Below are 12,563 nucleotides of genomic sequence, written 5' to 3'. Positions count from 1 at the left end.
GCTTTCTTTTTTCTCTGGGGCTCAGACAGTCGCGGAGGCCTTGACCAGTTCGGCGAGCTTGGCCTTCGCCGCACCCGAGGCGATGACTTCGCGCGAGCGCTCGACGCCCGCGGCCACCGAATCGACCACGTTCGCCGCGTACAGCGCCGCGCCCGCATTCAGCAGCACGATGTCGAGCGCCGGGCCGGCCTGATTGTCGAGCACCCCCAGCAGCATCGCCTTCGACTGCTCGGGCGTTTCCACGCGCAGCGCGCGGTTGCTCGACATCGCGAAGCCGAAGTCCTCGGGATGCAATTCGTACTCGCGGATCTCGCCGTTCTTGAGTTCGCCCACCAGCGTGGCGGCGCCCAGCGAGATCTCGTCCATGCCGTCGCGGCCATAGACCACCATCGCATGCTCGGTGCCCAGGCGCTGCAGCGCGCGCACCTGGATGCCCACGAGGTCGGCGTGGAACACGCCCATCAGGATGTTCGGTGCGCCCGCGGGGTTGGTCAGCGGCCCGAGGATGTTGAAGATGGTCTTGATGCCCAACTCCTTCCGCACCGGCGCGACGTTCTTCATCGCCGGATGGTGGTTGGGCGCGAACATGAAGCCGATGCCGCATTGTTCGATGGAGCGCGCGATCTGCTCGGGCTTGAGGTTGATGTTGATGCCCAGCGACTCCAGCACATCGGCGCTGCCCGACTTGCTCGACACGCTGCGTCCGCCGTGCTTGCTGACCTTCGCGCCGCCCGCGGCCGCGACGAACATCGAGCAGGTCGAGATGTTGAAGGTGTGCGAGCCGTCGCCGCCGGTGCCCACGATGTCCACGAGGTTCGTGGTGTCGGCCACGGGCACCTTGGTCGAGACCTCGCGCATCACCTGCGCGGCGGCGGTGATCTCGCCGATGGTTTCCTTCTTCACGCGCAGGCCCGTGATCAGCGCGGCCATCATCACGGGCGAGCACTCGCCGCTCATGATGAGCCGCACGATGTGCAGCATCTCGTCGTGGAAGACCTCGCGGTGCTCGATGGTGCGCTGCAGCGCTTCCTGGGGGGTGATCATGGTGAGTCTCCTCGGTAGATGTCAGTGGCCGGCGCGAACGGCCGGTGCGTCGGTGAACGCGAGCTTGAGGCCGAAGCCGATGAAGAGAACGCCGGCGGCGCGGTCGAGCCAGTGCATGCCCTTCTGCACGGCGCCTCGGCGCGCCATCCAGCCCGCCGCCACAGCCCATCCCACGTTGACGGGGATGGCGTTGAGGTTGAACAGCACGCCCAGCAGCACGAAGTACAGGGCCTTGTCGTCGGCGCCGGGCGCGATGAACTGCGGCACGAAAGCCAGGAAGAACAGCGCCACCTTGGGGTTGAGCACGTTCGTCCAGAAGCCGCCGAGGAAGATCGCCTTGAGGCTGCGCTCCCCGCTCACCGCGGCAGCGGCCTTGTCGAGATCGGTAGCCGGCGCCGCGCGCGACAGCACCATGCGCACGCCGAGGTACAGCAGGTAGGCCGCCCCGATGTACTTGAGCACCGTAAAGGCCGCCGCGGACGTGGCCATCAACGTGCCGACACCGACCGCCGCCGCGAAGATGTGGACGAAGCAGCCGGCGGTGATGCCGAGTCCCGCCACGATGCCGGCGCGCCCGCCGGAGCGCAGCGAATTCGTCACGACGTAGAGCACGTCGGGCCCGGGCGTGAGGTTCAGCAGCCAGCCGGCGGCGATGAAAGCGAGCAGATGGGGAAGATCAGGCATCGCGTCCTCGCCGGGTTCAGGACTTGAAGAAGGCGCGAATCGCGGCAACCGCCCGGTCCACGCCCGCAGCGTCGACATCCAGGTGCGTCACGAAGCGCAGGCGATAGAGACCCGTCGCGAGGATGCCCTGGCTGTTGAGGCTCGCGAGCAGTTCCGACGAACGCGCCTGCGCCGCGCCCGTGAGGTCGACGAACACGATGTTCGTGTGCGGCGCCTCGACCTTCAGGCCTTCGATACCTTCGAGCCCCTGCGCGAGGCGGTGGGCCAGCGCGTGGTCATCGGCCAGGCGATCGACGTGGTGATCGAGCGCATGCGATGCCGCTGCTGCGAGCAAGCCGGCTTGCCGCATCCCGCCGCCCGCCATCTTGCGGATGCGGTGCGCCCGCGCGATGAACTCGCGCGAACCGACCAGCGCCGAGCCGATGGGCGCGCCCAGGCCCTTGCTGAAGCAGACCGACACGCTGTCGAAGCACTGCGCGATGCGGCGGGCTTCGGCGCGGATGTCGCTGCGCTTGTTCAGTGCAGCCTGCGCGGTCGCGGCGTTGAAGAGGCGCGCGCCGTCCAGATGCCGCTGCAGACCCTTGCTCTTCGCCAGATCGGTCGCGGCCTGCACGTACTCGAACGGCAGCAGCTTGCCGCCCAGCGTGTTCTCCAGCGCCAGCAGCTTCGTGCGCGCGAAGTGCGCGTCGTCAGGCTTGATGGACGCCTCGATCTGCGCGAGCGGCAGCGTGCCGTCGGGCGCGTGGTCCAGCGGCTGCGGCTGCACGCTGCCGAACACCGCGGCGCCGCCGCCTTCCCAGCGGTAGCAGTGCGCCTGCTGGCCGACGATGTATTCGTCGCCCCGGCCACAGTGCGAGAGGATCGCGCAGAGGTTGCTCTGCGTGCCGGTCGGCACGAACAGCGCGGCCTCGAAGCCCAGCAGCGCGGCGATCTTTTCCTGCAGCGCGTTGACGCTCGGATCGGTGCCGAAAACGTCGTCGCCGAGCGGCGCGGCCATCATGGCTTCGCGCATCGCGGGCGTGGGTTGGGTGACGGTGTCGCTGCGCAGGTCGACGAGGGAAGAGCGGTCGGTCATGGTGGGTCAGTCCAGGAAGTTCTTGAGCATGGCGTGGCCGTGCTCGGTGAGGATCGATTCGGGGTGGAACTGCACGCCTTCGATGCGCACGTCATGCGCGTATCCGGTGTGCCGCACGCCCATGATCTCGCCGTCGTCGGTCCACGCGGTGACAGCCAATTCTTTCGGGCAGCTCTCGCGCTCGATCGAGAGCGAGTGGTACCGGTTGACGATGAACTTCTCGGGCAGGCCCGCGAACACGCCTTCTTGCGTGGTGGTGATCTCGCTGGTCTTGCCGTGCATGAGCTGCTGCGCCCGAATGATCTTGCCGCCGAAGGCCGCGCCGATGGCCTGGTGGCCGAGGCACACGCCAAGAATCGGCAGCTTGCCCGCGAAGGCCTCGATGGCGGCCACCGACACGCCCGCTTCGGCGGGAGAACACGGCCCGGGCGACACCACGAGCCGCGTCACGCCGGAGGCGATCAGTTCGCCGATCTGCGCGACGGTGATCTCGTCGTTGCGATGCACCTGCACATCCGCACCCAGTTCGCCGAAGTACTGGACGATGTTGTAGGTGAACGAATCGTAGTTGTCGATCATCAGCAGTTTCATGGCTTGCTCACAATCCGGTGCACGCCCTTCACCACAGGAAAGACGTTGAAGTTGATCAGAAGGCCCAGCTTGAGGCCCGAGAGACGCAGCGCCGCGAGCACCTGCGCGCGGTGCAGGTCGGTCAGCACGTCGACCGCCTTGAGCTCGACGATGACCGATTGCTCGATCACGAAGCCTGCGCGGTACACCTCGCCGAGCGAGCGGCCCTTGTAGGTGGCCGACAACGCCACGTCACGGGTGAAGCCGATCTCGCGCTCGGCCAGTTCGATGGCCAGCGCCGCGGCGTAGGCGCCCTCGTCGAGCCCCGTGCCGAGCACGCGCTGCACCTCGACGGCGGCGCCGATGATCTCGTGCGAAAAATCGTTCTGAATATCGGGTGCGGTGCTCATTCCAGGCCTTCCTCGACCAGTTCGGCCGCACGCAGGAGTGCGCGCGCCTTGGCCTCTGTTTCTTTCCATTCCAGTTCGGGCACCGAGTCGGCGACCACGCCGGCCGCCGCCTGCACATGCAGCATCTGGTCTTTCACGATGCCGGTACGGATGGCGATCGCCACGTCCATGTCGCCGGCATAGCTGATGTAGCCGCAGGCGCCGCCGTAGAGGCCGCGCTTGGTGGGCTCGAGCTGGTCGATGAGTTCCATCGCATGCACCTTGGGCGCGCCGGTCAGCGTGCCGGCCGGGAACGTGGCCTTCAGCACGTCGATGGCGGTCATGCCGTCCTTCAGCGTGCCTTCGACGTTGCTCACGATGTGCATCACGTGGCTGTAGCGCTCCACCGCGAAGGCCTCGGTCACCTTCACGGTGCCGGTCTTGGCGATGCGTCCGATGTCGTTGCGCGCAAGGTCGATCAGCATGACGTGTTCGGCGCGCTCCTTCGGGTCGTTGATGAGTTCCACCTCGGCTGCCTTGTCGAGTTCGAGCGAGGCGCCGCGAGGGCGCGTGCCCGCCAGCGGGCGGATGGTGATCTTCTGCTCGCCCTCGCCCGTGTTTTCCTGGCGCACCAGGATCTCAGGCGACGCGCCGACCACATGGAAATCGCCCAGGTCGTAGTAATACATGTAGGGCGACGGGTTCAACGAACGCAGCGCGCGGTACAGCGACAGCGGCGACTCGGTGTAGCGCTTGCTGATGCGCTGGCCCACCTGCACCTGCATGAAGTCGCCGGCGGCGATCATTTCCTTGGCCCGTTCCACCGCCGCGATGTAGTCGGCCTTGGCAAAGCTGCGCTGGGGCGGATGCGCCTGCGTGGGCTTCACGATAGGCGCGCTCACCGAGTACTTGAGCTTTTCCTTCAGCTCGCGCAAGCGGCGCTTGCCGGTGGCATAGGCCTCGGGCTGCTTCGGATCGGCATAGACGATCAGATAAAGCTTGCCCGAGAGGTTGTCGATGACGGCGAGCTCCTCGCACTGCAGCAGCAGGATGTCGGGGCAGCCGAGCGTGTCGGGCGGGCAGCTTTTTTCCAGCTTGCGCTCGATGTGGCGGACCGTGTCGTAGCCGAAGTAGCCCGCAAGGCCGCCGCAGAAGCGCGGAAGGCCCGGCCGCAGCGCGACCTTGAAGCGCTTCTGGTACTCGGCGATGAAGTCGAGCGGGTTGCCGGCGGCGGTCTCGACGACCTGCCCGTCGGTCACCACTTCGGTCACTGCATCGGCCCCGAAACCACTGGCGCGCAGCAGCGTACGTGCGGGCAGGCCGATGAAGCTGTAGCGCCCGAAGCGCTCGCCGCCCACGACCGATTCGAGCAGGAAGCTGTGCTTGCCGCCGCCCTGCGAATGGGCGAGCTTGAGGTAGAGGGAAAGAGGCGTTTCGAGGTCGGCAAACGCCTCGGCCATCAGCGGGATGCGGTTGTAGCCCTGGGCGCTGAGGCTCTTGAATTCAAGTTCGGTGATCACGGATTCGTTCTCCAGTTGCCGGCCGACGCTCCTTCGGTCGGTGGCAAGGTCATTCACTGGTGGCCCGGAGTCGAGGGGATCGATCCGGCGCCGCGGGCGCACGGCGTGCGCCGTGCAATCAAACAGTCAGCGAAGTATGGCTACGCCAGGGCCAGGCTCCCCGGCTGCCTTCACCTGTTTGAATGATGTGATGAACGAACATGGAAGCGCGAGTTTAGCCCACGAAAAACGCACTACCGCACAACAAGGCCGGTTTCAGGGTTCCCCCGAAGGCGTGCGGGTAACACAAAAAGATACATTCGCACGACCGTTCGCAAATTCAAGGAGGCTTACTTGCTCGCACTCTCGATCCCCACCGCGCTCTCGCGTCTCGCCTTGCTGGCCTGCCTGACGACGGCGCTCGGCGCCTCCGCCGCGCAGGTCGATGTTGCGGGCGTCAAGCTGGAAGACCAACTCGACCTGCGCGGCACGCCGCTGCAGCTCAACGGCGCAGGCGTTCGCTTCAAGGCGATCTTCAAGGTCTACACGGCCGGCCTCTACGTCGGCAAGAAGGTCTCCACCACCGAAGAGGCGCTCGCCGCGCCCGGCCCCAAGCGCGTGGCCATCACGATGCTGCGCGACATCGACGCCAACGAGCTCGGCAAGCTCTTCACCAAGGGCGTGGAAGAGAACTCGCCCAAGAGCGAAATGGTCAACCTGATCCCGGGCCTGCTGCGCATGGGCCAGATGTTCGCGGACCAGAAGCAGCTGAAGACCGGTGACACCTTCACCATCGACTGGCTGCCCGGCACCGGGACGGTGATCACCGTGCGCGGGGTGCCGCAGCCCGATCCGGTGAAGGAGCCGGCCTTCTTCAATGCACTCCTGCGCATCTGGCTCGGCCCGAGCCCGGCCGACTGGAAGCTCAAGGACGCGCTGCTCGGCAAGTCGTCCTAGCCTCCTGGCCGTCAGAGATCGGCCAACGAATCCACGAACCCGTCCGCATCCACGCCGCGCACCGGCTCGCCGTGGTTGTAGCCGTAGGTCACGAGCACGACCGGGCAGCCGGCCGCCCGGGCCGCGCGGGCGTCGTTGCTCGAGTCGCCGACCATCAGCGTGCGCGCCGGCTCGGTTCCCAGCGCCTCGCAGGTCTTCAACAGCGGCAGCGGATCGGGCTTCTTGCGCTCGAAGGCATCGCCGCCGAACACCAGTTCGAAGAAGCCGTCCAGCCCTTTCGCGGCCAGCAGCGGCTTGGCGAATGAGGACGGCTTGTTGGTGAGGCAGGCCAGCCGAAGCCCGCGGGCGCGCAGCGCCTCCAGTCCCTCGATCACACCCGGATACACCGCCGAATACTGGCCGTTGATGGCCAGGTAGTGGTGCTGATAGCGCTCCCAGGCGCGATCGAACAGCGCCTGCGCCCTGGCCTGAACGCCCGCTTCATCGGCCGCGCCGGCGGGCGTCATGACATGCACGAGCGCCGAATGGATCAGGTGCTCGGAGCCCTTGCCCACCATCAACTCGATGGCGGCGGTCGCAACGGGCGGCAGGTCGAGGTCGCGCAGCATGCGGTTCAGGGACTCGGCGAAATCGCCGAGTGTGTCGACCATGGTGCCGTCGAGGTCGACGATGGCGGCGTCGAAGCGGGAAAGGTCTGTGCGAAGGGAGTTCAAGACAAGCAGCCTGGCTTTGGATGGATCGGGAGCGCGAACGAGGCGCGCATTCTGCCTCGTCCGGAAGGACACAATAACGCCGCATGACCGCCACGACGTCCGCCCCCATCCCTGCCCCTCGCCCCATCCGCACCGCCGCCACGCTGGTTGTCCTGCGCGACGGCAGCGAGGGCCTCGAAGCCCTGATGCTGCGCCGCGCCGAAAAAGCGAATGACCAGAACAGCGGCGCCAGCGTCTTCCCCGGCGGCGTGGTCGATGCGCACGACCGCCACCTGCACCCGCTGTGCGCTGGCTTGGACGATGCCGCGGCGAGCGCGCGCCTCGCGGTGCCCGAAGGCGGGCTCGACTTCTACGCGGCTGCGATCCGCGAATGCTTCGAAGAGGCCGGCCTTCTTTTCGCGAACGACGCGGCGAACCTCCCGGTCCGGCTGGTCGACCTGCCCGCGGGCGAACTCACTGCGATGCGCGATGCCGCCGAGCAAGGCACCGGCGCACTGCTCGCCATGTGCGGCCAGCGCAACTGGCGCCTGGCCGGCGACCGCGTCGTCTACTTCGGCCACTGGCTCACGCCGCCCGGCATGCCGCGCCGCTTCGACACGCGCTTCTTCGTCGCGCTGATGCCTGCCGGCCAAGAGGTGCACCCGGACGGCCGCGAGACCGTCGAGCAGATGTGGCTGCGGCCCGCGGATGCCCTGGACCCGGCGCGCGGCTTGAAGCTGATGAACGTGACGCGGCGCGTGCTGCAGCAGCTCGACGTGTTCAACCGCGCCGACGAATTCATGGCGCATGCGCGGCAGCTGCGCGAGATCCCGCTGAACATGCCGAGGCTCGCGGACGGCCCCGAGGGCCGTCGCGCGGTGAACATCGAGGAGCCTGCGTATGACGAGATCGGCCACCTCGATCCTGAGGGCCGTGGCGATGCGCGCTACGCGCTCGGAGCAGGCCTCGTCACGCGGCTGTCAGACAGGGTGATTCGCGTGGTGGGCAGCGCCGGCGACAACAGCTACCTTGTCGGCGGATCGGAAGGCTGGGCATCGATCGGCCCCGCGCCGCTGGACGACGCCCTGCGCGCCGCCGCGCCCGGCCCTGTTCGCTGGACCGTCACGGCGCAATCCGACTGGCCGGGCGGCACGCTCGACCTCGGTGGCGCCACGCTTCGGATGTTGAAGAGCGACGGCGGTGCGCCAAGCTTCCTGCTGGTCGAAGAGCGAATGCTTTTCACCGGCCCCGACGTGACGACCACCGGCACAAACGACGCCATCGAATGGATCGCCCCGTCACAAGGCTTCATCCACCGCCCGCGCGCAACGTCGCATGCGGATGCAGCGGGTGCGCCAGCGTATCGGCGATGAGCCGCAGCGCCTGATCGCACTGCTCCCGCGACATCGGCCCGCCCAGGCAGATGCGCACCGCATCCGGTGGATCGCCATCGGTGGAGAAGGCCGCGCTCGCCACCACGCCCACGTTCTGCGTGCGCAGGTACGAGGCGAACTCCACCGGGCTCCACCCCGGCGTGAGCGGCAGCCAGGCGTGGAAACCTTCGGGATGCGCCTGCAGCCCGCTGTCGCCCAGGTGGCGCATCGCGAGCAGTTGCCGCGCCACCGATTCGGCGCGCACCGCCTGCAGCATCGCCTCGGTGGTGCCGTCTTCCACCCACAGCGTCGTGAGCGCATTGGTGATCGGCGAGGCCATCACGGTCGTCGCGCGCATCGCGCCGGCCAGGCGCTGCGACTGCACCACCGTCGGTGAGCACACGTACGCGCTGCGCAGCCCCGCGCCGAAGCATTTGGAGAACCCGCTCACGTAGTAGGTGAGCGCGGGCGCGAGCGTGGCGATGGCGCTCGGCGTCTGGCGTGGCAGCATGCCGTAGGCGTCGTCCTCGATGATCGGAATCGCATAGCGCAGCGCCACGTCGGCCAGCGCTTCGCGCCGCGCGCGCGACACGGTGCCGGCAGTGGGGTTCAGCAGCGTCGGGTTGCAGTACAGCGCCTTGGGCTTGAGCGTCTTGCAGGCGTGCTCGAAGGCATCGGCGATGGGGCCGTCGTCGTCCAGCTGCAGCGCATGCAGCTGCACGCCCAGTTGCGCCGCGATGGCCTTCACCCCCGGGTAGGTGAGCGACTCCACGCAAATCAGCTCGCCCGGCCGCGCGAGCTGCGAGAACAGCGCGGTGAGCACGCCGTGGATGCCGGGGCACACGAGGATGCGGTCCACGCCCGCATGCGGCACGAACGGGCGCAGCCACTGCATCGCCACCTCGCGGTCGTGCGCGGTGCCGCCGAAGTCCTGGTAGCGCAGCAGGTCGTGGAAGTCGATCTCGGCGAAGGCGCGACTTGCGCTCTCGTGCAGCCGCGCCATCAGGTGTTCGTCGTCGGGTTCGGGCGGCATGTTCATCGTCATCTCGGCGCCGCTGCCGCCGCGCAGGCGCAGGCTCGGGCTGCCCGAGCGGATGAAGGTGCCGGTGCCCGCGCGCGAATCGATGAGCCCGCGCTTGCGCGCCTCGGCGTAGCCACGCGCCACCGTCGTGTAGTTGAGCTCCAGGTCGGTGGCGAGCTCGCGCAGCGTGGGCAGCCGGTCGCGCACGCCCAGGCGCCCGGTCTTGATGTCGTCGGCGATCAGCTCGGCCAGCAGCAGGTAGGCGGGCCTGTCGCTGTTGCGCAGCTGCTTGCGCCAGTGGGCGGTGATGGTGGTCATCGTGTGGAGTTGATTGCATCCATTGATTGCATCGGGCCACCGATCAACATGCATGAATCGCGCCCGGCCCAGAGCGCGGGCGCAGGGGCCGGATGCTTCGATCAGGTGCGATCAACCCCATTGATCGGGTGCATTGATTGCACGGCGAATGCGTCGTCCCGGTGCAAAAACCATTCACCCGACCACGTGCAGGCCCGCCTTTGCGGCCATCTGAAATTTTTTTATCCGCACGCGGGCCGCACCACTGCGCATTGATCGCGCGTTGATCGCACCGACCCGCCCGGACGCTGGCACATCGCCTGCGAAGGAAAAGCACGCAAGACCTGCGTGTCCAACCACCCAACCGGAGTCCCCATGCCCAAAGTCACCCGCCCCCGCAACGAGAAAGGCGAGTTCCTCGTCGACTACGAAGAGAAGGTGTTCGAAGACGTCAAGGCCGAGCCCGGCGAGAAGGCGCTCGTCACCTTCCACACCGTGGCCTTCGAAGGCTCCATCGGCTTCGTCAACCTGCTGCAGGCCACGCGTCTCAGGCGCAAGGGCTACGAGACCTCGGTGCTGCTCTACGGCCCCGGCGTGACGCTGGGCGTGCAGCGCGGCTTTCCGACGCTGGGCGACGAGGCCTTTCCGGGCCATCAGAACTTCAACAAGCAGATCAGCAAGTTCATGGAAGAAGGCGGCAAGGTCTACGCCTGCCGCTTCGCGCTGCAGGCGCTGTACGGCCATGGCGAAGGCGCGCTGATCGAGGGCATCACGCCGATCAACCCGCTCGACGTGCTCGACCTCGTGCTGCTGCACAAGAAGGCCGGTGCGGTGATCCTCGACACCTGGACCCTGTAAGGCAGGACCCGAGCGATGGCTTCCCCACCCCGCATCGTGCGTGCCGCGGCGATCCAGATCGCGCCCGACTTCGAGCGCCCCGACGGCACGCTCGACCGGGTGTGCAGCGCCATCGACGAGGCCGCATCCAAGGGCGCGCAGATCGCGGTCTTTCCCGAGACCTTCGTGCCCTACTACCCGTACTTCAGCTTCGTGCTGCCGCCAGTGCTGCAAGGGGCACCGCACCTGCAGCTGGTGGAGCGCGCGGTGGTTGTGCCCGGGCCGGTCACGCAGGCCGTGGCCGAACGGGCCCGCGCGCGCCACATGGTCGTGGTGCTGGGCGTGAACGAACGCGACCACGGCAGCCTCTACAACACGCAACTGGTGTTCGATGCCGACGGCACGCTCGTGCTCAAGCGCCGCAAGATCACGCCGACCTATCACGAGCGCATGGTCTGGGGCATGGGCGATGGCGCAGGCCTGAAGGTGGTCGACACGGCATTCGGGCGCGTCGGCGCGCTCGCCTGCTGGGAGCACTACAACCCGCTCGCGCGCTACGCGCTGATGGCGCAGCACGAAGAAATCCACTGCGCGCAGTTCCCCGGCTCGCTGGTCGGGCCGATCTTCGCGGAGCAGATGGAAGTGACCATCCGCCACCACGCGCTCGAATCGGGCTGCTTCGTGGTCAACGCCACCGGGTGGCTCACCGACGAGCAGATCCGTTCGGTCACGCCCGACGCCAACCTGCAGAAGGCGCTGCGCGGCGGCTGCCACACCGCCATCGTCTCGCCCGAAGGCAAGCACCTCGCGCCGCCGCTCACCGAGGGCGAAGGCATGGTGATCGCCGACATGGACATGGCGCTCATCGCCAAGCGCAAGCGAATGATGGATTCGGTCGGCCACTACGCGCGGCCTGAGCTGCTGTCGCTCGCCATCAACGACCGGCCGGCAGAGACGACCGTGCCAATGCACCTCACGCAACCCCAACCCCTTGCCCCACGGAGCCCGGAACATGACCACCACCACGACGACGCAGCAAGACAGCCGGCAACTGATGACCGAGCTCCAGTCCTTCGGGTTGCGGCTGGTTGATCCTTCGGCGGGCGTTGCAAGCCGCCGCGGCGGCGCGGGCCCTTCGGACCACAAGGCGGTGACGGTGGACGGCCACACGATCATGGTGCCCGTCCACACCTCCACCGCCTGGCACTCGCCCTTCACTGCCGAGGCGCCCGATGCAGAGGGCATGAGCCGCGTGATGCGCGGCAGCATTCCCATCGCGAGCATCAGCTTCCCGAAGCAGCCGCGCTTCTACGCGATGCAGACCTTCGACGGCGTGCCCTATTCGCACATCGCCACGCTGCACGGCAGCGACGTGCTCGCCACCACGGTGCTGCAGACCTGCATCCGCTACGAAAGCAGAAAGAAGAGCTGCAAGTTCTGCGCGATCGGCCAGTCGCTCGCAGCCGGCCGCACCATCGCGCGCAAGACGCCCGAGCAGCTCGCCGAAGTGGCACGCGCCGCCGTGCTGCTCGATGGCGTCAAGCACATGGTGATGACCACCGGCACGCCCAATGCCACCGATCGCGGCGCGGCCATCCTCTGCGAGAGCGCCTTCGCGATCAAGGCCGCGGTCGACATCCCGATCCAGGGCCAGTGCGAGCCGCCCGACGACGACCAGTGGTTCCACCGCATGAAGGCCGCGGGCATCGACACGCTCGGCATGCACCTCGAAGTGGTGACGCCCGAGGTGCGCGAACGCCTCATGCCGGGCAAGGCCAGCGTGCCGATCTCGCGCTACATGAGCGCCTTCGAAGCGGCCGTCGGCGTGTTCGGGCGCGGACAGGTCAGCACCTACATCCTGGCCGGCCTGGGCGACACGCGCGAGGCGATCCTCGACATCTGCGACCAGTTGCTCCTGCGCGGCGTGTACCCCTTCGTCGTGCCGTTCGTTCCGATCAGCGGCACGCCGCTCGAAGACCACCCTGCCCCTACGCCTGAATTCATGAAGTCGCTGCTCGCGCCGCTCGGCGAGCGCGTGGTGGCCGCGGGCCTGCGCTCGGCCGACATCAAGGCGGGCTGCGGCAAGTGCGGCGCCTGCTCGTCGCTCTCCGTCTACGAAAGCTGA

At 67.6% G+C, this 12,563-nt stretch carries 13 protein-coding genes; 5 read left to right on the top strand and 8 right to left on the bottom strand.

The window, feature by feature from the left end; all coding sequences use genetic code 11:
- Positions 1-21: 21 nt before the first annotated feature.
- Genes trpD through trpE form a run of 6 tightly spaced genes read right to left on the bottom strand, consistent with a single transcriptional unit; the run spans position 22 to position 5,282 of the window.
- Entirely contained in the window at positions 22-1,044 is a 1,023-nt protein-coding gene (trpD, locus tag GNX71_RS03325) for an anthranilate phosphoribosyltransferase (protein ID WP_206177013.1), read from the bottom strand.
- A 21-nt stretch (positions 1,045-1,065) separates the two neighbouring features.
- Entirely contained in the window at positions 1,066-1,728 is a 663-nt protein-coding gene (locus GNX71_RS03320) for a LysE family translocator (protein ID WP_206177012.1), read from the bottom strand.
- Positions 1,729-1,744: 16 nt separating this feature from the next.
- A complete protein-coding gene (gene ltaE, locus GNX71_RS03315) occupies positions 1,745-2,803 on the bottom strand; it encodes a low-specificity L-threonine aldolase (RefSeq protein ID WP_206177011.1) in 1,059 nt (352 codons plus the stop codon).
- Positions 2,804-2,809: 6 nt separating this feature from the next.
- Positions 2,810-3,394, bottom strand: a complete 585-nt coding sequence (locus tag GNX71_RS03310) for an aminodeoxychorismate/anthranilate synthase component II (RefSeq protein ID WP_206177010.1) — start codon at positions 3,392-3,394, stop codon at positions 2,810-2,812.
- Positions 3,391-3,783, bottom strand: coding sequence for a GxxExxY protein (locus tag GNX71_RS03305; protein ID WP_124465528.1), 393 nt, complete (start codon positions 3,781-3,783; stop codon positions 3,391-3,393). The genes GNX71_RS03310 and GNX71_RS03305 overlap by 4 nt, the downstream gene beginning before the upstream one ends.
- On the bottom strand, positions 3,780-5,282 hold the full coding sequence (gene trpE / locus GNX71_RS03300; protein ID WP_206177009.1) for an anthranilate synthase component I: 1,503 nt from the start codon (positions 5,280-5,282) through the stop codon (positions 3,780-3,782). The genes GNX71_RS03305 and trpE overlap by 4 nt, the downstream gene beginning before the upstream one ends.
- Positions 5,283-5,615: 333 nt before the next feature.
- Between trpE and GNX71_RS03295 the strand changes: the two genes are divergently transcribed.
- On the top strand, positions 5,616-6,218 hold the full coding sequence (locus GNX71_RS03295) for a chalcone isomerase family protein (protein WP_206177008.1): 603 nt from the start codon (positions 5,616-5,618) through the stop codon (positions 6,216-6,218).
- An 11-nt stretch (positions 6,219-6,229) separates the two neighbouring features.
- On the opposite strand, the gene GNX71_RS03290 is transcribed toward GNX71_RS03295, so the two are convergent.
- On the bottom strand, positions 6,230-6,931 hold the full coding sequence (locus GNX71_RS03290) for a phosphoglycolate phosphatase (protein ID WP_206177007.1): 702 nt from the start codon (positions 6,929-6,931) through the stop codon (positions 6,230-6,232).
- Positions 6,932-7,014: 83 nt separating this feature from the next.
- On the opposite strand from GNX71_RS03290, the gene GNX71_RS03285 reads away from it, so the two are divergent.
- Positions 7,015-8,283 (top strand): NUDIX domain-containing protein, encoded by a 1,269-nt coding sequence (locus GNX71_RS03285; RefSeq protein ID WP_206177006.1) that lies wholly within the window; start codon positions 7,015-7,017, stop codon positions 8,281-8,283.
- Here GNX71_RS03285 and GNX71_RS03280 read toward each other — a convergent pair.
- A complete protein-coding gene (locus GNX71_RS03280) occupies positions 8,219-9,622 on the bottom strand; it encodes a PLP-dependent aminotransferase family protein (RefSeq protein ID WP_206177005.1) in 1,404 nt (467 codons plus the stop codon). The two genes, GNX71_RS03285 and GNX71_RS03280, sit on opposite strands and share 65 nt — an antisense overlap.
- 354 nt (positions 9,623-9,976) lie before the next feature.
- Here GNX71_RS03280 and GNX71_RS03275 point away from each other — a divergent pair, with 354 nt between their 5' ends.
- The 3 genes from GNX71_RS03275 to GNX71_RS03265 are packed head-to-tail and all read left to right on the top strand — an operon-like array spanning position 9,977 to position 12,563.
- A complete protein-coding gene (locus GNX71_RS03275) occupies positions 9,977-10,459 on the top strand; it encodes an MSMEG_0572/Sll0783 family nitrogen starvation response protein (protein ID WP_018904096.1) in 483 nt (160 codons plus the stop codon).
- 15 nt (positions 10,460-10,474) lie between these two features.
- Positions 10,475-11,530, top strand: a complete 1,056-nt coding sequence (locus GNX71_RS03270) for a Nit6803 family nitrilase (protein WP_206177004.1) — start codon at positions 10,475-10,477, stop codon at positions 11,528-11,530.
- Positions 11,493-12,563, top strand: coding sequence for an MSMEG_0568 family radical SAM protein (locus tag GNX71_RS03265; RefSeq protein ID WP_206179328.1), 1,071 nt, complete (start codon positions 11,493-11,495; stop codon positions 12,561-12,563). Before GNX71_RS03270 ends, GNX71_RS03265 begins: the two co-directional genes overlap by 38 nt.

The sequence above is a fragment of the Variovorax sp. RKNM96 genome, assembly GCF_017161115.1.
GTDB lineage: Bacteria > Pseudomonadota > Gammaproteobacteria > Burkholderiales > Burkholderiaceae_C > Variovorax.
This window is presented reverse-complemented; position numbering and strand designations above follow the sequence as displayed.

Bases quoted from the DNA above. Each gene is read 5' to 3' on its own strand.
- trpD (WP_206177013.1), bottom strand. From the start codon at position 1,044: ATGATCACCCCCCAGGAAGCGCTGCAGCGCACCATCGAGCACCGCGAG.
- GNX71_RS03320 (WP_206177012.1), bottom strand. From the start codon at position 1,728: ATGCCTGATCTTCCCCATCTGCTCGCTTTCATCGCCGCCGGCTGGCTG.
- ltaE (WP_206177011.1), bottom strand. From the start codon at position 2,803: ATGACCGACCGCTCTTCCCTCGTCGACCTGCGCAGCGACACCGTCACC.
- GNX71_RS03310 (WP_206177010.1), bottom strand. From the start codon at position 3,394: ATGAAACTGCTGATGATCGACAACTACGATTCGTTCACCTACAACATC.
- GNX71_RS03305 (WP_124465528.1), bottom strand. From the start codon at position 3,783: ATGAGCACCGCACCCGATATTCAGAACGATTTTTCGCACGAGATCATC.
- GNX71_RS03285 (WP_206177006.1), top strand. From the start codon at position 7,015: ATGACCGCCACGACGTCCGCCCCCATCCCTGCCCCTCGCCCCATCCGC.
- GNX71_RS03280 (WP_206177005.1), bottom strand. From the start codon at position 9,622: ATGACCACCATCACCGCCCACTGGCGCAAGCAGCTGCGCAACAGCGAC.
- GNX71_RS03275 (WP_018904096.1), top strand. From the start codon at position 9,977: ATGCCCAAAGTCACCCGCCCCCGCAACGAGAAAGGCGAGTTCCTCGTC.
- GNX71_RS03270 (WP_206177004.1), top strand. From the start codon at position 10,475: ATGGCTTCCCCACCCCGCATCGTGCGTGCCGCGGCGATCCAGATCGCG.
- GNX71_RS03265 (WP_206179328.1), top strand. From the start codon at position 11,493: ATGACCGAGCTCCAGTCCTTCGGGTTGCGGCTGGTTGATCCTTCGGCG.